The following is a 17,745-nucleotide window of genomic DNA, read 5'->3' as shown; positions in this document are numbered from 1 at the left end:
CCCTTAAACAGGGGGCCGCAGCTTCAGCCCTGGCGGGCCTTCAGCCGGGGATTCTTCTTGTTCAGCACATAGGTGCGGCCACGGCGGCGCACCACGATGCAGTTCTTGTCCCGCGTCTTGGCGGTCTTGAGGCTATTGCGGATCTTCATGGTCATGGTCCTGCGAAGGCGGGCGAGATAGGCGGCGGGGGGAGATGAGTCAACCTCCAAGCCTGACCCAGAAGGTCGGCGGGTCGGTCCAGTGCGGCTTTTCGGCCCTGGCGGCGTCCGGCAACTTGCCGATGCAACCAGCATCGGCGGCGTTGCCGTCCTGGCCAGAACGAAAAATCCGCGACCGGCCCTCAGCCGCCGACCTTCCGGGTCAGGCTCAGTCGGCTGCGAGCTTCCCGGCCGCGCCCTCCTCCGCGATGACGCGCAAAAAACCGTCCCGGGTCTGCGGCAGCTTGCGGCCCAGAATCTGCTCAGCCACCTGGTTGCGCAGCACCTGGGCGGTGCCGCCGGCGATGGCAAACATGCGGGCGTCGCGCAGGTAGCGTTCCATGGGATTGTCCCGGGAATAGCCCGCGGCACCCCAGACCTGCAGGGCGGTATTGGTGACCCTGATCGCCATCTCGCTGGCAAAGACCTTGGCCTGGGCGGCGGCGAGGCGGTCCGGGAAGCCGGCCGGTCCGGCGCTGCGGGCGGCGCGGTGGACCAAAGCGCGGGCGGCCTCCACCTCGATCGACATATCGGCCAGCATCCAGCCGAGGCCCTGGAATTCCGCGATCGGCCGGCCGAATTGCCGGCGGTCGTTGGCGCGCCCCACGGCGTGCTCATAGGCGCCGGCGGCCAGGCCGAGCGCCACCGTCGCCGCGCCGACGCGCTGGCCGTTATAGGCATCGATCAGCCGCCCGAAGCCGCGCTGCCAACCACCGGGGGCGCGCAGCACCATATCGTCCGCCACTTCCAGCTCGCGAAATTCCAGCTCCGCCTCCGGCATGCCGCAGAGGCCGAGGGAGGGGATGCGGCGGGAGACCACCAGCCCTTCCGGGCGGCCCTCCCCGTCCCGCACCACCAGGAAGCCGCCGATTCCCTTGAAGGCGCCGTCTTCCATGACGCGGGCGAAGATCAGGTGGAGGCGGGAGACACCGCCGCCGGTGATCCAGGTCTTGCGGCCATTGATCACCCAGCGGTCGCCGCGTCGCTCCGCCGTGGTCGCCATCTCGGTGGCGGCGGAGCCGGCCTCGGGCTCGGTGATGCAGATGGCGGGCTTGTCGCCGGCCAGCACCAGTCCGGCGGCCAGCTTCTTCTGCGCCTCCGTGCCATAGGCCATCACGGCGCCCACCGCGCCCATATTGGCCTCCACCGCGATCCGCCCGCAGACCGCGCAGGCCTTCGAGAATTCCTCCACCACCAGCACGGCATCGAGCACGGACCCGCCGGGGCCGCCCCATTCGCGCGGGATGGTCAGGCCGGTGAAGCCGGCTTCCGCCATCTTCTTCACCATCGGCCAGGGGTACTGGCCGCTGCGATCGGTTTCCGCCGCCTGGGCCGCCGCCTCCTGCGCCAGTTCGCGGGCGCGGGCGCGCAGCGCCAACTGGTCCCGGGTCAGCCCATCCGTGCCGCTCATGCCGCCAGCCTTTCCTCGATTGTCGACGCCGCCTGCCGGTCCAGGCCGAGCGCCTGGCGCAGCCGGTCCAGCCAGGCGCGCTCCGGCGCCGTGATCTCGCCCATCGCCGCCACCGCGGCGGCATAGAGCCTGGCCCGCATCATCGGGTCCGTCGCCTGCTGTGCCAGGGCTTCGGGCGTCAGCGGCTTCTCGAAATCGGCCAGGACGAAGTCGCGCTCCTCGGCATCCAGCCCGGCGCCGTCCAGCTGTTCGGCGATGGCGCGGCGTTCCTCGGCCTCCACCGTGCCATCCGCCTTGGCGGCGGCGATCATGGCGCGGATCAGCAGCAGGCCCTCGGCCTCCTCCACCATCGGCGCCTCCGGCGCCTCGGCGGGGGGCGTATAGGGGGAAGGCCTCGGGGCAGGTGCTGCGGTCCATTCGGGCAGGCGGGCGGAGCGGGCCGGGCCGGCGTCGGACCGGCGGGGGGACTGGCGCGGCGCGGGCGGGGCTGGCTGGCCGGGGCGCGACATGGCCTCGATGGCCACCGTGGCGAGGCGCGCCAGGTTGCGCGCCAGCGCCACATTGCCGCCGCCCAGGCCGGTGCTGCGTCGGCGGCGGCGCGGCGAACGGGTGGCCCCGTTGAGCAGCGCGCCCAGGACGCGGTTCCAATTCATCATGCCACTCCCTGCGCCACTATTAGGCCGGAAGCCGAGGCTTGGGAACCGTCAGCGGCCGAGCAGCCCGCGCAGAAGGTCGGCGGCATTGGGCACCGTCGGACGCTGGCCCTGCTGCGTGCCCTGGGGCGCGGGCGCGGCCTCCTCCGCCGGCGCTTCCGGTGCGCCAGCAGTGGTCGGCGCCGGTCCTTCCACGCCGCCACGCGCCGCCGCCAGGGCTGGGCCGCAACTGCCCAGCGCCGGCGCCGCGCCGCCGCGATTGCCGGCGGCGCCCAGGATCTGCGCGAGGGCCTGCAGGTTGCGATCCGGCGTTTCCTGCTGCGAGAGGAAAGCGCCGATGCCGGCCGCCGCGGCCGCCGTCGGCTCCACGCCCACGCGCGGCGCGGTCCAGCGCCCGGCGATGTTCACCGGCGCGCGCAGCGCGATGCGCGCGGTGCGGAGATCCGTCTGCAGTCGCAGCGCCAGGGTCTCGTCGCGCATGTCGATGGTGCCGGCGCCGCCGACCCGCCCGAGCGCGCCTTCGGCATAAAGCGTCTCCACCCGCAGCACGCCGCCCTCGGCGGGCGCGCGCAGCGCGAAGCAGCGCAGCGGAATGTCGCCGTCGCCAGGGGGCAGCACGGCGCCCAGCACCTGCTGCGGCAAGGCGCGCAGCAGGCGGCGCGGCAGGCTGCCATCGACCAGCGCCAGGCCCAGATGCCCGCCCGCCGTCGCCGCCACGGCGCGCAGATCCCCGCCCTGCCCGGCCAGGTCCGCATCCAGCTGGGCGCGGCCGTTCAACAGCGGGTCCCGCCCCGCGGCGCGCGACAGTGCGGCGAGATCGAGGCCCGGCGAGCGCGCCACGACGCGCAGGCGGGGCGGGGTCTGGTTCGCATCCGCCTGCACCTCCAGCGTCAGCGGGCCGGCGGGCGTCTGCGCGGTGAAGGGGGCCAGCCGGGCCTCGCCGCCGTCCACCACCAGCCGCGCCGAGACCTGCCGCCATTCCTGGCCGCCGGCGGTGACCTCGGGCGCGGTCAGGCGCAGATCGGCATCGAAGCCGCGCAGCGCGGCGAAGGGCAGCGGGGTGAACGGGATCACCCGGTTGTCGCTGGCGGCGGGCGCCGGCGCGGGGGCGGGCGCCGCCGGGGCGGGGTTGGCCGGGGGCGGGCTGGCCGGCGCGGCCGCGGGGCGGGCATTGCGCAGCGCATCGATGTCCAGCCGCGGGAAGGCGAGGCTGCCCGAGACGCGGGTGCGCGCGCCCGAGGCCAGCGCCAGGTCGCCCCGCATCTCGGCGGCGGGCAGGCTGGCGGTCAGGCCGGTGAGGCGCGCGCCGCCGGCCAGGCCCGGGCCCGGCATGGCGAGCCGCCCGGCCATGCGACCGGCCCCTTCCAGGCCGAAGGGCGCGAGATCCGCCGCCTCCGCCGTCACCGCCAGGTCCAGGCCGCGCAATGCGCGCGGCTGGGCGATGGTGCCGCGGGCGGTGCCGGCGATTCCCTGGCCTTCCAGGCGCAGATCGACCGGCAGCGGGCCCGTGGCGCCGGCCAGCAGCAGCGCGGGCGTGCCGGCCGTGCCGGACAGGCGCAGCACCTGGCCATCCAGCACCAGCTCGCCCGAGAGGGTGATCGGCGCGGCGAGGCCCGGCGCGGCCAGTTCCGCGCGGCGCAGCACCAGGCCCGGGCGCAGCGTGGCGAGGTCGGATTCGCCCACCGCCAGCTTCAGGTCGCGGATCTCGGAGACCGCGCCGCCGGTGCCGGAGGCGGCGGCGGAGGCCGTCACCTCGCGCAGCGGCGGCAGGGTGGTGCCGGGCAGCAGGGGGGACAGGCGCGCCAGCTCCGGCGCCCGCGCCTCCGCCGTGCCGGTCCAGGCCTGGCCGGTGAGCGTGCCATTCACCCGCGCCTCGGCGCCGGCGATGCCGAGCGTGGCGGCCACCGGCCAGGGCGCCGGGCCGCCGAAGGCCGCGAGGCCGCCGGTTTCCGCGCGCAGCGCCACCGGCTGGCCGCGCAGCACCACCTCGCCTTCCGCGGTCATGCCGCCGCCGAGCGGTGCGGTGGCCTCCAGCCGGGTGATCTCCACCGTCTCCGCCATGCCATTGCGGGCGTCGCGCCAGCCGATGCGGCCGCCTTCCAGCCGCAGGGCGTCGATGCCGAGGGCCAGCGCCTGCTGAACCGCCTGTTCCGGCGCCGGGGCGGCGGGCGCGGCCTCGCGCGCCGCGCGGGCGAATTGCCAATTGCCGCGGCCCTGGGCGTCGACCTCCAGCAGCAGGTCCGGCTGCTCCAGCTCAATGCGGGAGATGCGGATTTCGCGCGACAGCAGCGGCAGCAGCGCGGCCTGCACCTGGACGCGGCTGGCTGTCAGCATGTTCGGGCGGCTCGCGCCCTCGGGGTTGGACAGGGTGACGTCGCGCAGCTCGACCGTGGGCACCAACGACAGGGCCAGGCGCATCTCGCCAACCGTGAAGGTCCGGCCGGTGGCGCGCTCCACCGCGGCCACCAGGCGCGGCCGCAGCGATTCGGCATCCAGCAGCAGCAGCGCGGCGCCCAGTGCCAGGGCGGGCAGGCCGATGACGACGGCCAGAAGGATCCAGGGCCAGCGGCGCTGGCGGCGGTGGGGAGAGGGCTTGATCATGCCCCACCCTACCATCCCAGCCTCACGCAGAGGCAGCGGCGGTCTTCAACTCACCCGGCGCGGCTTTGGCGTGCGCGGCGCCTCGAAGCCCAGGAAGGCGAAGGTTTCCTTCATGTGCTGCGGCAGCGGCGCTGCCACTTCCAGATAGCCGCCGGTGGGATGCGGCAGGCGCAGCGCCCGGGCATGCAGGTGCAGCTGCGGCGGCAGCCCCTCCATATGCGCGGCCATGCCGCCATACTTGCCGTCCGAGACGATCGGGCAGCCCAGCGCCTCCGCCGCATGCACGCGCAGCTGGTGGGTGCGGCCGGTCAGCGGCTTCATCTCCAGCCAGGCGGCCTTGCGGCGCACCGCATCCAGCGTGCGGAAATCGGTGATGGCATGCACGCCGTCATCGCCCTGCTCGGCCGGGGCGGTGCGTTCGCCGCGCGGACCACCCTGGCGGATGAGGGCCATGTTGATGCGCCCGGCGGGCGGGCTGGGCTCGCCGAGGACCACGGCCCAATAGGTCTTCTCCACATCGCGCGTGCGGAAGGCGGCGGCGAGTTTCGCGGCCGAGCCCACGGTGCGGGCCAGCACCAACACGCCCGAGGTGTCCCGGTCCAGCCGGTGCACCAGGCGCGGGCGCTCGGCGGCATCCAGCTGCAGGGCGTCCAGCATGCCGTCCAGGTGTTTCGTGATGCCGGGGCCGCCCTGCACGGGCAGGCCATGCGGCTTGTCCAGCACCAGCACCTCGGCATCCTTGTGGATGATCATCCGCAGCAAGGCCTTGGCGTCACGCTCATCCACCGGTTTCGGCGTGCGCGGCAGGGCGGCGTTGGAGTTTTCCGTCACGGGCGGGATGCGGACTTCCTGGCCGGCGAGCAGGCGCGTATTCGCCTCCGCCCGCTTGCCATCGACGCGGATCTGGCCGGTGCGCAGCATCTTCTGCAGCGCGCCCTGGGTGAGCGCCGGCACATGGCGCTTCAGCCAGCGGTCCAGACGGGTATCGCCCTCATCGGCGGCGACTTTCTTCAACTGCACGGTCATGCAAGGGGCCATAGCACGGGATGGACAGTCGCGCAGGCACTGGATAAAGGTCATGCAACTGACCTAAGCGGGGGAAATGATGGGCGAAAGCCTCGATGCCTTGGACGAGGTCGCCTTTCGCGCGCATGTGCGTGCCTGGATCGAGGCGAACTGCCCGCCCGAGCTGCGCCACCCGCAGCGCCGCCTGCATTGGCGGGACAACAAGCCCTGGTATCTGAAGCTGTCCGAAAAGGGCTGGCTGGCGCCGGCCTGGCCGGTCGAGCATGGCGGCATGGGGCTGGATGCGGCCAAGCAGCTCATCCTGATCGAGGAGCTGGAGCGCCACGGCGCGCCGCGGATCAGCGACATGGGCGTGCTGATGCTGGGGCCGCTGCTGATCAAGCACGGCTCCGCCGAACAGCAGGCGCGCTTCCTGCCGCGCATCCTCTCGGGCGAGGATATCTGGGCGCAGGGCTATTCCGAACCGAATGCGGGCTCGGACCTCGCCGCGCTGCGGCTGGAAGCGATGGATGCCGGCGACCACTGGGTGCTGAACGGCCAGAAAACCTGGATCACCTTCGCCAACGACGCCAACTGGATCTTTGTGCTCGCCCGCACGGACAAGACGGTGAAGAAGCAGGAGGGGATCTCGTTCCTGCTGCTGCCGATGGACAGCCCGGGCATTTCCGTGCGGCCGATCCTGAACCTCGACCTGCATGACGAGTTCTGCGAGGTCTTCTTCGACAATGTCCGCGTGCCCAAGGACATGCTGGTCGGCGCGGTCAACAAGGGCTGGACCTATGCCAAGGCGCTGCTGGGGTTCGAGCGCATCGCCATCGGGTCGCCGCACCTCTCCGCCAACGGGCTGGCCGCGCTGAAGCGGCTGGCGGAAGCGATGGGGCGGGCGGAGGATCCGGCCTTCCTCGATCAATACGCGCGCTTCCGGCTGGAGCTGGCCGATCTGAAGGCGCTGTACGAACGCTACTCGGCGGCGCTGAAGCGCGGCGAGACGCTGGGGGCGGAGGTTTCGATCCTGAAGATCGTCGCCACCGAGCTGTTCCAACGCATCACCGACGCGCAGCTGGACATGGCCGGCGAACATGCGGGCCTGCTGCACCCGATGCCGGGGCCGGCGCTGCATCCGGCGGGGCAATTCCTGCTGGCGCGGCCGTCGACCATCTTCGGCGGCTCCTCCGAAATCCTGCGCAACGTGTTATCGCGCGCCGTTCTGGATCTTCCCGCATGAGTGCCCTGCCAAAAATCCGCGTGCTGGACATGACGCGCGTCTTCGCCGGGCCATGGGCGGCGCAGATGCTCGGCGACTTCGGCGCGGAGGTGGTGAAGATCGAGCAGCCCGGCGGCGGCGACGATGTGCGGCGCATGGGGTTTCGGAAGACCGGCGCGGATGGGAAGCCGGTGGGGGAGACGTCGTCCTTCCTGGCGATGAACCGCAACAAGCGCTCCATCGCGCTGGACATCGCCAAGCCCGAGGGCGCGGCGCTGCTGCGCGCCATGGCGGCGAAGGCCGATGTCTTCATCGAGAACTTCAAGACCGGTGGCTTGCGCAAATACGGGCTCGATTACGCCTCGCTGGCCGAGGTGAATCCGAAGCTGGTCTATTGCTCCATCACCGGCTTCGGCCAGTCCGGCCCCTATGCCGCGCTGCCGGGCTACGACCCGATCTTCCAGGCGATGTCGGGGCTGATGAGCGTGACCGGCGTGGCCGATGGCGAGCCGGGCGCAGGACCGGCCGTGGTGGGCTACAGCGTCTCCGACATCAATGCGGGGATGTATGCGACGGTCGCCATCCTCGCCGCGCTGCATCACCGCGACACCGTGAGCGGCAAGGGGCAGCATATCGACCTGGCGCTGCTGGATGCGCAGGTGGCGGCGCATTCGCATATCGCGATGAACCACCTGGTCTCCGGCCGCATGCCGGTGCGGGCGGGCACGGCGTCCCAGATCAACACGCCCTGGCAGGCCTTCTCCACCGCCGACCGGCCTCTGATGGTGGCTGTGGGGAATGACCGGCAATTCGCGAATCTCTGCCAGGTGCTGGACGTGCCGGCCGACCCGCGCTTCGCCACCAATCCGCAGCGCATGGCGAACCGGGACGTGCTGCTGCCGATCCTGCAGGAGGCTTTTCGCAAGCGGCGGGCGCAGGAGTGGATGGATGCGCTGAACGCCGTTGGCGTCTCCTCCGGCCCCATCAACGATTTTGCGGCGGTGGCGGAGGATCCGCAGATCCGGCATCGCGAGGTGTTTGCGCAGACGCCGGATGGCGCGCCGACCATCGCCAATCCGGTGCGGTTTTCCGACACGCCCGTCGCCTATCGGCGCGCACCGCCTGCCCTCGGGCAGCATACGGCGGAGGTGCTGTCCGAATGGCTCGGCACGGAGGCGGCCGAGAGCGAGCGGCTGGCCCAGGCGGGCATCGTCGCATGAGCATGGTCGAGATGATCCGCGACAGCGCCGGCGCCGTCGCACCCCGCGGCGGCGACCTGTCCCGAGTCCGCGCGCTGCGCTTCACGCGGCCGGGCTTCGATGCCGCGCTGTGGCGGCAGATGGCGGAGATGGGATGGGTCGGGCTGCGCGTGTCGGAGGAGCTCGGCGGCACGGGGCTCGGCATGGCCGAGTATTGCGCGCTGGCGGAGGAGCTCGGCCGCGGCCTGGCGCCGGAGCCATTGGTGCCGGGGGTGCTCTCGGCCGCGCTGCTGGCGGGGTGTGGCGATACCGCGGGTCTGGAGGCGCTGCTGGCGGGCGAGGCGCTGCCGCTGACGGCCTGGCAGGAGCGTGCGGATACGCTGGAGGCGCCCGGCACGCCGGGGGCGGCGCGGGTCTTCGTGCCGATGGCGGCCGGCGCCACTGGCTTCCTGCTGCCGGTGCGGGAGGATGGCGGCTTTGCGCTGCATGCGGCGGAAGCCGTGCCCGAGATCCTGGAGACGCAGGATGGTGGCCACTACGGCCGCATCACCGCTGGCGGCACGCGGATCGACGCCCTGCCCGTCGAGGCGCTGGACCAGGCGCTGGACGAGGCGGCGCTGGCGACCGCCGCGATGCTTTTGGGCGTGATGGAGCGCAGTTTTGCGATGACGCTCGACTACCTCCGCACCCGCCAGCAATTCGGCAAGCCGATCGGCAGTTTCCAGGCGCTGCAGCACCGCGCGGTGGATCTGCAGATCCAGGTGACACTGACCCGCGCTAGCGTGGAGGCCGCGGCCGCCACGCTCGATGCCGGCGCCACCCCCGCAGCGCGCCGCGCCGCCGTCTCCCGCGCCAAGGTGCGGGCGGCGGAGGCCGCGCTGCTGGTCACGCGCGCCGCGGTGCAGCTGCATGGCGCCATCGGCTACACGGACGAATACGATGTCGGCCTGTATCTGCGGAAGGCGATGGTGCTGGCGAACCAGTTCGGCAGCGCGGCGCTGCACCGGCGCCGCTTCTTGGCGAATGCCGTGGATGCCGATGAATAGGCTACCGGCGGAGTAGCCCGTAGGTCAGCGCGAAGGCGGCCAGCCCCAGCACCAGGGACGCCGCGACATAGGCGGCGGCGAGCCAGGGGCTGCGCTCGAAGAGCAGCCCCGTCTCCAGGCTGAAGGCGGAGAAGGTGGTGAAGCCGCCGAGCAGGCCGGTGACCAGCAGCAGCCGCAACTCCCCCTGCACGCCCAACGCGGCCGCCAGGCCGATGGCGGCGCTGCCGAGGATGTTCACGGCCAGGGTGCCCCAGGGGAAGGCGGTGCCGAATTGCGCAACGGCGAGCAGCGAGATGGCGTAGCGCAGGACGGAGCCGAGGGCGCCGCCGAGGGCGACGAGGAGGAGGTTTGTCACGAGCCCTCCCCCCTGCTTAGGGGGGAGGGTGGGGTGGGGGGGCAGCGATGCCCCGGACCAACTTGTGAGGCCCCCCCCACCCAACCCTCCCCCCCCGTTTGGGGGAGAGGGCTTTTCAGGTGGGGCCTGTTCACCGCTTGCGCTTCCTCTTCCGCAGCGCGTCCCACTCCGCCATCCGCGCCGCCACCGCCGCCTCCGCCCCGCGCTCCGTCGGGCTGTAGAAGCGCTGTCTCGGCATCCCCGGCGGCCAGTAGTCGGCGCCCGAAAAACCTTCCTCGGCGTCGTGGTCGTATTCGTAGCCCTCGCCGTAGCCGAGTTCCTTCATCAGCTTCGTCGGTGCATTCAGGATATTCGGCGGCGGCATCAAGCTGCCGGTTTCCTTCGCGGCGCGCATCGCCGCGCCAAACCCCGCATACAGCGCATTGGATTTCGGCGCGGTGCCGAGATGCACGACGACCTGCGCCAGCGCCAGTTCCCCTTCCGGCGAGCCCAGCCGCTCATAGGCCTCCCACCCCGCAAGCGCGATCTGCAGCGCGCGGGGATCGGCCATGCCGACATCCTCGCTGGCAAAACGCAGCAGGCGGCGGGCGATGTAGCGCGGGTCCTCGCCGCCCGTGAGCATGCGGGCGAACCAGTAGAGCGCCGCATCCGGGTCCGAGCCGCGCAGCGATTTGTGCAGCGCGGAGATGAGGTTGTAGTGCTCCTCCCGGTCCTTGTCGTAGAGCGCGGCGCGCTTCGCCAGCAGTGCGGCGAGCGCCGCGGGGTCCAGCGCCTCGCCGCCCGGTGGCAGCGACAGCAGCTGCTCCACCATGTTCAGCAGGTAGCGGCCATCGCCATCGGCCATGCCGGCGAGGCTGTCGCGGGCCTCCGGCATCAGCGGCAGGGGGCGGGCCTCCTCGGCCTCGGCGCGGGCCATCAGGTCGGCCAGCGCGGCCTCATCCAGCCGCTTCAGCACCAGCACCTGGCAGCGCGACAGCAGCGCGCCGTTCAGGGCGAAGGAGGGGTTTTCGGTGGTGGCGCCAACCAGCGTCACTGTCCCGTCCTCGACAACGGGCAAGAAGCCGTCCTGCTGCGCGCGGTTGAAACGGTGGATCTCGTCCACGAAGAGCAGCGTGCCGCGCCCATTGCGGCGGCGCATGCGGGCTTCGTCGAAGGCGCGCTTCAGGTCCGCCACGCCCGAGAACACGGCCGAGAGCGCGACGAAGGACAGCCCCGCGGCTTCGGCCAGCAGCCGCGCGATGGTGGTCTTCCCCACCCCCGGCGGCCCCCAGAGGATGATGGAGGAGAGACTGCCGCGGGCCAGCATGCCGGTGACCGTGCCCTCCGGCCCCACCAGGTGATCCTGGCCCACCACCTCGGCCAGGCTGCGCGGCCGCAGCCGGTCGGCCAGGGGGCGGGGGCCGGGCGGGGTGGCCGGCGCCTCGGCCTCCACGCTGCCGAAGAGATCGGGCGGTTTGCTCATCGCCCCATTCTAGCCCGATCCAGGGTGGCGGGAACCGGTGCGCCCGGGCATGTTGCGCCAAACTCAGCGGAGGAACGCGCCATGACCACCCTCACCCGCCGCGCGCTGGCGGCCGGCCTGCTGGCCGCGCCCTTCCTGGCCCCTCCCGCTTCCGCCCAATGGGCCCCATCCCGCCCGATCCGCCTGCTGGCGCCCTATCCGCCCGGCGGCGGGGTGGATACCACCTCCCGCCTGCTGGCGACGCCGATGGGGGCGCTCCTCGGCCAGCCGGTGGTGGTGGAGAACCGGGCCGGGGCCGGCGGCTCGATTGCGGCGGCGGAGCTGGCGCGCAGCGCGCCGGATGGCCAGACCATCATGATCGACGCCCTGGCCCATACGGTGAACCCGCATCTGCTGCGCGGCCTGTCCTTCGACTATGCCACCGCCTTCACCCCGATCAGCCAAGTGGTGGTGCTGCCGCAATTGCTGGTGGTGAACCCGGCGGTGGTGCCGGCGAAGACGCTGCCGGAATTCGTCGAATGGGCGAAGGCACGGCAGGGGTCCCTGTCCTACGGCTCCTCGGGCAATGCCACGGCGGCGCATCTGGCGGCCGCGCTGTTCCTCAACCGGGCGGGGCTGGATATCCAGCACGTGCCCTATCGCGGCGGCACGCCGGCGCTGCAGGACCTGCTGGGGGGTGCCATCAGCTTCGTCTTCGGTACCGTCTCCTCCTCCCTGCAATTGGCGCGGGATGGGCGGCTGCGGGCGCTGGCGGTCAGCACGGCCACGCGCATCCCCAGCCTGCCGGAGGTGCCCACCGTCGCCGAGCAGGGCTTTGCCGGCTACGAGCTGAACGAATGGAACGGGCTCTACGCCCCCGCCGGCCTGCCGCCCGCCGTGACGCAGCGGCTGTATGAGGCGGCGAAGCACGCCTTGGCCGATGCCAATGTCCGCGCTCGCCTGGATACGCTGGGCGCCCTGCCAGTGGGCACCGAACCCGAGGCTTTCGCCCGCTACGTGGCGGAGCAGCGGGAGATCATGGGCCGGCTGGTGCGCGACGCGAAGATCGAGGTCGGTTGACCCCCTTCCCTGACTGGAGAGACCCCATGCGACCGACCCGCCGCGCCCTGCTGGCCGCCGCCCCTGCCCTGGCCCTGGCCACCCGGGCGCAAGCCCAGGCCGCCTGGCCGCAGCGTTCCATCCGCCTGATCGTGCCCTTCTCGGCCGGTGGGGCGGCGGATAGCGCGGCGCGGGTGATCACGCCGCATATGGGCCAGAAACTCGGCCAGAACTTCGTGGTGGAGAACCGCACCGGCGCCAGCGGCAGCCTGGGCGGGGCGGAGATCGCGCGGGCGACGGATGGGCACAGCTTCCTCTGGGATGCCTCCTCCCACCTCGTGAACCCGGCGCTGCTGCGCGGGCTGACCTTCGACTATGCCACCGCCTTCACGCCCATCAGCCTGGTGGTGGCCTTTCCTTCCGCCATCGCGGTGAAGACCGATTTCCCGGCGACCACGCTGGCGGAATTCGTGGCGGCGGCGAAGGCGCGGCCGGGGGCGATCACCGTGGGCACGCAGGGCAATGCGACCGCGGGCCATCTGGGCCTCGTGGCCTTCGCCCGGCGCGCGGGAATCGAGGTGATCCACGTGCCCTATCGCGGCGGCGCAGCGGCGGCGCAGGACCTGGCCTCGGGGGCGATCGACGCGGTCTTCACCACCCTGGTCTCGGCCGGGCCTGTGGTGGATGCCGGGCGGGCGCGCTTCCTGGCGGTGGGCACGCTGGAACGGGTGGAAAGCCGGCCGGATGTGCCGACCATCGCCGAAAGCGGCCATGCGGGCTTCGAATCCAACGAATGGGCCGGGCTCTTCGGCCCTGCCGGTACCCCGCCCGCGGTGGTGCAGGCGCTGTCCGATGCCTTGGTCGAGGCGGTGGCCGTGCCCGCCATTCGCCAGCGCCTGGTGCAGATCGGCTGCGTGCCCATGGCCACCCGCCCCGCCGACTTCGCCCGCTTCGTGTCCGAGGGCCGCGCCAGCATGGCAACCCTGGTGCGCGAGGCGAATATCCGCGCCGAGTGAGGCATCCGATGACCGCAGGGCGCAGGTCCGGCACGGGCCGAGCACCGGAGGTCTGAATCGGATGCCCAGACAGGCCCTCAACCGCAACCTGGCCGGCATCCTGCTGATGTCGGTCGCGGTGCTCGGCTTTTCGCTGAACGATGTGCTCGGCAAGTGGCTGGTCGCCACCTATGCCGTGGCGCAGGTGCTGGTGCTGCGCAGCCTCGCCGCCCTTCTGGTGCTGGCGCCGCTGATCGCGCGGGAGGGCGCGGTGCCGCTGCTGCGCCCGCCCCGGCCGCGGCTGCAACTGCTGCGCATTGTCTGCGGCACGCTGGAGGTGGCCTGCTTCTACTGGGCCGTCTCCATGATGCCGCTGGCGGATACCATGGCCTTCTGGATGGCGACGCCGATCTTCGTGGCGCTGGGCAGCGCGGTGATCCTGCGCGAGCGGCTGGAGCGCAAGCGCTTCGCCGCCGTGGTGCTGGGCTTCGTCGGCGTGGTGGTAGCGCTGGGTGCGGGGCTGGACAATGGGGTGCTGCCGACGCTGGTCGCGATCGTCGGCATGCTGCTCTATTCCGGCTATCTGCTGACGACGCGGGAACTGCGCGGCACCTCCGCCACCGTGCTGGCGACCTACCAGATGGGCGCGGCGCTGATCCTCGGCCTGGTTCTGGCGCCCTTCGGCTGGGTGCCGGTGAGTTGGGTGGATGCGGGGCTGCTGATGCTGCTGGGGGTGGTGGGGGTGGCGGCGCATCTGGCCGTGACGCGGTCCCTGGCGCTAGCGCCGGCGCCCGTGGTGGTGCCCTGGCAATATGCCATGATCCTCTGGGCGATCCTGTTCGGCTGGCTGGTCTTCGACGAGGTGCCGGAGCCGGGGATGCTGCTGGGGGTGGCCATCATCATCGGCGCGGGCTTCTGGCTGACGCGGCTGGAGTTGCGCGGGGCGCGGCGGCGATGAGGCCGGATCGCTGGGCGCCGCGGCCGGTGCAGGGCATCCCCGATGGCACGGTGCTGTATGACGGGGTCTGCGTCATCTGCTCGGCAGCCTTCCGCTTCGTCGCGGCGCGCGACCCGGCCGCGCGCTTCCGCTTCACCGCCGTGCAGGATCCGCTGGGCCAGCGGCTGGCGGGGCTGCTCGGCATCGACCCGGTGGTGCCGGAGAGCAATGCCGTGGTGATCGACGGCATCGCCTATATGAAGTCGGACGCGGCGATCCAGGTGTTGTCCCGGCTGCCGCGCCATGGCTGGGCGCGGCACCTGCGGCATGTGCCGAAGCGGCTGCGCGACTGGATCTATGACCGCATCGCCCGCAACCGCTACCGCCTGTTCGGGCGCACCGAGACCTGCATGGTGCCCGGGCCGGAACTGCGACGCCATGTGGCGCGGGAGGAGTGATCCTGCCCCGCGGATCAGCCCCCTCGGCCCTGGAAGTACATGAAGCCGCCGAGCTCGATGTATTCGATGTTGCTGAACTCGATGATCTGGCCCTGCACGACGATGCTGCCCGTCACGCCCGCCACCTGCAGGCGCCCATCGGGCAGGACCGAGGGCATGGCGCTGCCGGGCCGCAGGGCCATGGCGCCAAGCAGGTCCTGCGCCGTCGCGAAGCCGGAATCCTCCAGCCGCAGCGTGTCCACGCCCGACCCGCCATCGATCGTGTCCGAGCCATCGCCGGACGACCAGATGATCAGGTCGGAGCCCGCGCCGCCCTCGATGCGGTCCGCCCCGCCCTGGCCGATCAGCGTATCGTTGCCCGCCTCCCCCGTGATCACCTCGCCGATCGAGCGCCCGAGGATCAGGTCATCCCCTGCCGTGCCCGCCGAGACCGGTGAGAGGCGGATGCTCTCGATCCCAGAGAACTGGATCGTCTCGCCGCCGATGGTGAGGGTGCCAGACCCCTGCAGCGAGATCTGGTCCCCGACGATTGTGGGGCGCGGGGCGCCATCGGCCATCTCGATCCCGGCCAGCACCTGCTCCAGCGGATAGGAGACGGGGATCTTTAGCAGCAGCGTGTCGCGCCCATCCCCGCCCGAAATCCAGTCATTGCCGTCGCCGGGCGACCAGATGATGAGATCATCGCCCACACCGCCGGCGATGGTGTCCTGCCCACCCGCCCCTTCGAGCGTGTCGTCGCCGCCCTCCCCGGTCAGGATCTGGGCGCGGTCATGCCCGGTCCGGATGTCGTTGCCGGCCATGCCCTCCAGCGATTCCTGGGTGAGTTGGATGTATTCGAGCTGGAAGAGCGTGAGCCTGGTGCCTTCCACAATCAGCGTCGCCGCCTCGCCCTCCAGGACGATGCGATCGCCCTCGATCCGCGCGCTGCCGCCGGGCGCCATCTGCAGGCCGGCGAAGACATCCTCGAGCGAGACATGCGCATTCAGCGTCAGCCCCAGCGTGTCCGTGCCCTGGCCGCCCACAATGGTGTCCGCCCCGTCGCCGCTGCGCCAGAGGAACAGGTCGTTGCCCCGCTCCCCGAAGAGCAGGTCGGCGCCCCCTTCGCCGCGGATCACATCGTCGCCGCCCCCCGCAAGCACCGAATCGGCGCCGTCACCCGCATGGATGAAGTCCTGGTAGTCCCCGGTGACGATGCCATCGGCCCCGGCGCCGGCATTGATGACGTTTGCACGGTCGGTGCTGATGATCGTGTCGTCGAGGTTCGGCGGTTGCGAGCCCTCAGGGAAGGCGTGCGGATTGGTCACGATGATCAGGCCCGGGGGAACCAAGCCACCTGTCACCTGGTCAAGCACCTTGTCACTCAGCCTGCTCAGCCGATCCGCTGCTTCCTTCGCCATCAGCCACTCATCCCGCTGCATTGCCGCCAGGTCGCGACTCCTGCGCGCCGGCTCGGTGCCGGATTCATAGCGACACCGCAATCACTGCCTCAACCCCGGATGGATCTATGGCGGTGACAGGCTTTGCCCATGGCTGGCGCGCATGAAAAAGGGCGCCTCGCGGCGCCCTGTCTCGCTTCTCTGAAAGGGGATGAGGCCTCAGGCCTCGTCCGCCTCGCTCGGCACCGTCTCCGGCCGCGGGCCGCTGTCGAGGCCCTTGGCCGCGACGTCGCGCTCGATCAGCTCGATCACCGCCATGTCGGCCGCGTCGCCGTAACGGACGCCGGCCTTCAGCACGCGGGTATAGCCGCCGGCGCGGGTCTTGTAGCGATCCGCGATGGTGGAGAAGAGCTTGTCCACCACCTTCGGGTCGCGAATCTGCGCATAGGCCTGGCGCCGCGCATGCAGGTCACCGCGCTTGCCGAGCGTGATGATGCGCTCGACATAGGGGCGCAGCTCTTTCGCCTTTGGCAGGGTGGTGGAGATCTGCTCGTGCTTCAGCAGGGCAGTCGCCATGCTGCGGAGCATCGCGAGCCGGTGGCTGGTGGTGACGCCGAGCTTACGGCCGGATACGCCGTGACGCATGGTCCTGTTTCCTTAGAGAACCCGAAATCCCCGCCTCGGCGGGGGCCCGGTGTAGATGTGCAGCGCAGTTTCACACTCTTAGTCGGGGAGCGTGACTGCCCCTCCGCCCGCCCAAAGTAGCCCTCAGAAGGGCTCCTCGAGCTTCTTCGCCAGGTCCTCGATATTCTCAGGCGGCCAGCCGGGCACGGTGATGCCCAGGCCGAGGCCCATGGAGGCGAGGACTTCCTTGATCTCGTTCAGTGACTTGCGGCCGAAGTTCGGCGTGCGGAGCATCTCCTGCTCGGTCTTCTGAACAAGGTCGCCGATGTAGACGATGTTGTCGTTCTTCAGGCAGTTCGCCGAACGGACCGAAAGCTCCAGCTCGTCGACCTTGCGCAGCAGGTTGCGGTTGAAGGGGAGGTCGTCGCGGATCTCCTCCACCACACGCTGGCGCGGCTCCTCGAAGTTGATGAAGAGCTGCAGCTGCTCCTGCAGGATGCGGGCGGCGATGCCCACCGCATCCTCCGGCGTCACCGTGCCGTCGGTCTCGACCGTCAGGACCAGCTTGTCGTAGTCGGTCTTCTGGCCGACGCGGGTGGGCTGAACCTGATAGGCCACGCGGCGCACCGGGGAGTAGATGGCATCGATCGGGATCAGGCCGATCGGCGCATCCTCGGGGCGGTTCTCGCTGGCCGGGACATAGCCCTTGCCGGTGTCGACCGTCAGCTCCATGGACAGCTTGGCGCCGTCATCGAGCGAGCAGATCACCAAGTCGGGGTTCGCGATCTCGATATCGCCCGTGGTCTGGATCTGGCCGGCGGTGACCTCGCCCGGCCCCGTGGCGGTCAGCTGCAGACGCTTCGGCCCATCGCCCTGCATACGCACGGCCAGCTGCTTCACGTTCAGGACGATGTCCGTCACGTCTTCCCGCACGCCCTGGAGGCTGCTGAATTCATGCAGCGCGCCATCGATGCGCACGGCCGTCACGGCCGCGCCCTGCAGGGAGGACAGCAGGATGCGCCGCAGCGCATTGCCCAGCGTCATGCCGAAGCCGCGCTCCAGCGGCTCGGCGATCAGCGTCGCGAGCCGCGTCGGATCGGCGCCGAGCTCGACGTCCTTCTTGGTCTCGATCAGCGAACGCCAGTTCTTCTCGATCACGGTCT

At 71.3% G+C, this 17,745-nt stretch carries 17 protein-coding genes; 7 read left to right on the top strand and 10 right to left on the bottom strand.

All coding sequences use genetic code 11. The features are described 5' to 3' along the window. Window positions 1-23: 23 nt before the first annotated feature. The 5 genes from ykgO to J3S20_RS18240 all read right to left on the bottom strand — a co-directional run bounded on the left by ykgO (window position 24) and on the right by J3S20_RS18240 (window position 5,888). Window positions 24-149, bottom strand: a complete 126-nt coding sequence (gene ykgO / locus J3S20_RS18260) for a type B 50S ribosomal protein L36 (protein WP_168050529.1) — start codon at window positions 147-149, stop codon at window positions 24-26. Between the two features lie 217 nt (window positions 150-366). After that, the gene (gene acdA / locus J3S20_RS18255) at window positions 367-1,608 is read right to left on the bottom strand and encodes a 3-sulfinopropanoyl-CoA desulfinase (RefSeq protein ID WP_216837939.1); all 1,242 of its coding nucleotides are present in this window, start codon (window positions 1,606-1,608) and stop codon (window positions 367-369) included. Further along, a complete protein-coding gene (locus tag J3S20_RS18250) occupies window positions 1,605-2,264 on the bottom strand; it encodes a DUF533 domain-containing protein (RefSeq protein ID WP_216837938.1) in 660 nt (219 codons plus the stop codon). Before J3S20_RS18250 ends, acdA begins: the two co-directional genes overlap by 4 nt. Before the next feature lie 48 nt (window positions 2,265-2,312). Beyond that, window positions 2,313-4,862 (bottom strand): AsmA family protein, encoded by a 2,550-nt coding sequence (locus J3S20_RS18245; RefSeq protein ID WP_216837937.1) that lies wholly within the window; start codon window positions 4,860-4,862, stop codon window positions 2,313-2,315. Between the two features lie 45 nt (window positions 4,863-4,907). Then, entirely contained in the window at window positions 4,908-5,888 is a 981-nt protein-coding gene (locus tag J3S20_RS18240; RefSeq protein ID WP_216837936.1) for an RluA family pseudouridine synthase, read from the bottom strand. Window positions 5,889-5,988: 100 nt separating this feature from the next. On the opposite strand from J3S20_RS18240, the gene J3S20_RS18235 reads away from it, so the two are divergent. From J3S20_RS18235 to J3S20_RS18225, 3 genes are read left to right on the top strand one after another with little or no spacing between them, the layout of a single operon-like run. After that, entirely contained in the window at window positions 5,989-7,113 is a 1,125-nt protein-coding gene (locus J3S20_RS18235; RefSeq protein ID WP_246602972.1) for an acyl-CoA dehydrogenase family protein, read from the top strand. Further along, entirely contained in the window at window positions 7,110-8,312 is a 1,203-nt protein-coding gene (locus tag J3S20_RS18230; protein WP_216837934.1) for a CaiB/BaiF CoA transferase family protein, read from the top strand. The genes J3S20_RS18235 and J3S20_RS18230 overlap by 4 nt, the downstream gene beginning before the upstream one ends. Further along, on the top strand, window positions 8,309-9,337 hold the full coding sequence (locus tag J3S20_RS18225; RefSeq protein WP_216837933.1) for an acyl-CoA dehydrogenase family protein: 1,029 nt from the start codon (window positions 8,309-8,311) through the stop codon (window positions 9,335-9,337). The genes J3S20_RS18230 and J3S20_RS18225 overlap by 4 nt, the downstream gene beginning before the upstream one ends. Before the next feature lies 1 nt (window position 9,338). Here J3S20_RS18225 and J3S20_RS18220 read toward each other — a convergent pair whose 3' ends face one another. Then, window positions 9,339-9,692 (bottom strand): fluoride efflux transporter FluC, encoded by a 354-nt coding sequence (locus tag J3S20_RS18220; protein WP_216837932.1) that lies wholly within the window; start codon window positions 9,690-9,692, stop codon window positions 9,339-9,341. 130 nt (window positions 9,693-9,822) lie between these two features. After that, window positions 9,823-11,154, bottom strand: a complete 1,332-nt coding sequence (locus J3S20_RS18215) for a replication-associated recombination protein A (protein ID WP_216837931.1) — start codon at window positions 11,152-11,154, stop codon at window positions 9,823-9,825. A gap of 81 nt (window positions 11,155-11,235) precedes the next feature. On the opposite strand from J3S20_RS18215, the gene J3S20_RS18210 reads away from it, so the two are divergent. The 4 genes from J3S20_RS18210 to J3S20_RS18195 all read left to right on the top strand — a co-directional run bounded on the left by J3S20_RS18210 (window position 11,236) and on the right by J3S20_RS18195 (window position 14,582). Next, the gene (locus J3S20_RS18210) at window positions 11,236-12,213 is read left to right on the top strand and encodes a Bug family tripartite tricarboxylate transporter substrate binding protein (RefSeq protein ID WP_216837930.1); all 978 of its coding nucleotides are present in this window, start codon (window positions 11,236-11,238) and stop codon (window positions 12,211-12,213) included. 26 nt (window positions 12,214-12,239) lie between these two features. After that, on the top strand, window positions 12,240-13,208 hold the full coding sequence (locus J3S20_RS18205) for a Bug family tripartite tricarboxylate transporter substrate binding protein (protein WP_216837929.1): 969 nt from the start codon (window positions 12,240-12,242) through the stop codon (window positions 13,206-13,208). A 61-nt stretch (window positions 13,209-13,269) separates the two neighbouring features. After that, window positions 13,270-14,145: a DMT family transporter gene (locus J3S20_RS18200; RefSeq protein WP_216837928.1), complete on the top strand. Its 876-nt coding sequence runs from the start codon at window positions 13,270-13,272 to the stop codon at window positions 14,143-14,145. After that, window positions 14,142-14,582, top strand: a complete 441-nt coding sequence (locus tag J3S20_RS18195; protein ID WP_216837927.1) for a thiol-disulfide oxidoreductase DCC family protein — start codon at window positions 14,142-14,144, stop codon at window positions 14,580-14,582. Before J3S20_RS18200 ends, J3S20_RS18195 begins: the two co-directional genes overlap by 4 nt. A gap of 14 nt (window positions 14,583-14,596) precedes the next feature. Here the strand turns inward: J3S20_RS18195 and J3S20_RS18190 are convergent, their stop codons facing one another. The 3 genes from J3S20_RS18190 to J3S20_RS18180 all read right to left on the bottom strand — a co-directional run bounded on the left by J3S20_RS18190 (window position 14,597) and on the right by J3S20_RS18180 (window position 17,740). Next, on the bottom strand, window positions 14,597-15,979 hold the full coding sequence (locus tag J3S20_RS18190; protein WP_216837926.1) for a calcium-binding protein: 1,383 nt from the start codon (window positions 15,977-15,979) through the stop codon (window positions 14,597-14,599). Window positions 15,980-16,177: 198 nt separating this feature from the next. Next, window positions 16,178-16,603 (bottom strand): 50S ribosomal protein L17, encoded by a 426-nt coding sequence (rplQ, locus tag J3S20_RS18185; RefSeq protein ID WP_216837925.1) that lies wholly within the window; start codon window positions 16,601-16,603, stop codon window positions 16,178-16,180. Between the two features lie 123 nt (window positions 16,604-16,726). Further along, window positions 16,727-17,740 carry a DNA-directed RNA polymerase subunit alpha gene (locus J3S20_RS18180; protein ID WP_216837924.1) on the bottom strand — a complete coding sequence of 338 codons (1,014 nt, stop codon included), beginning with the start codon at window positions 17,738-17,740 and terminating at the stop codon, window positions 16,727-16,729. Between the last annotated feature and the right edge of the window lie 5 nt (window positions 17,741-17,745).

It is taken from the genome of Falsiroseomonas tokyonensis (assembly GCF_019024325.1).
Classification (GTDB): Bacteria; Pseudomonadota; Alphaproteobacteria; order Acetobacterales; family Acetobacteraceae; genus Falsiroseomonas; species Falsiroseomonas tokyonensis.
Note: the sequence above shows the minus strand (reverse complement) of the source record. Positions and strands in the feature narration are given on the sequence as shown.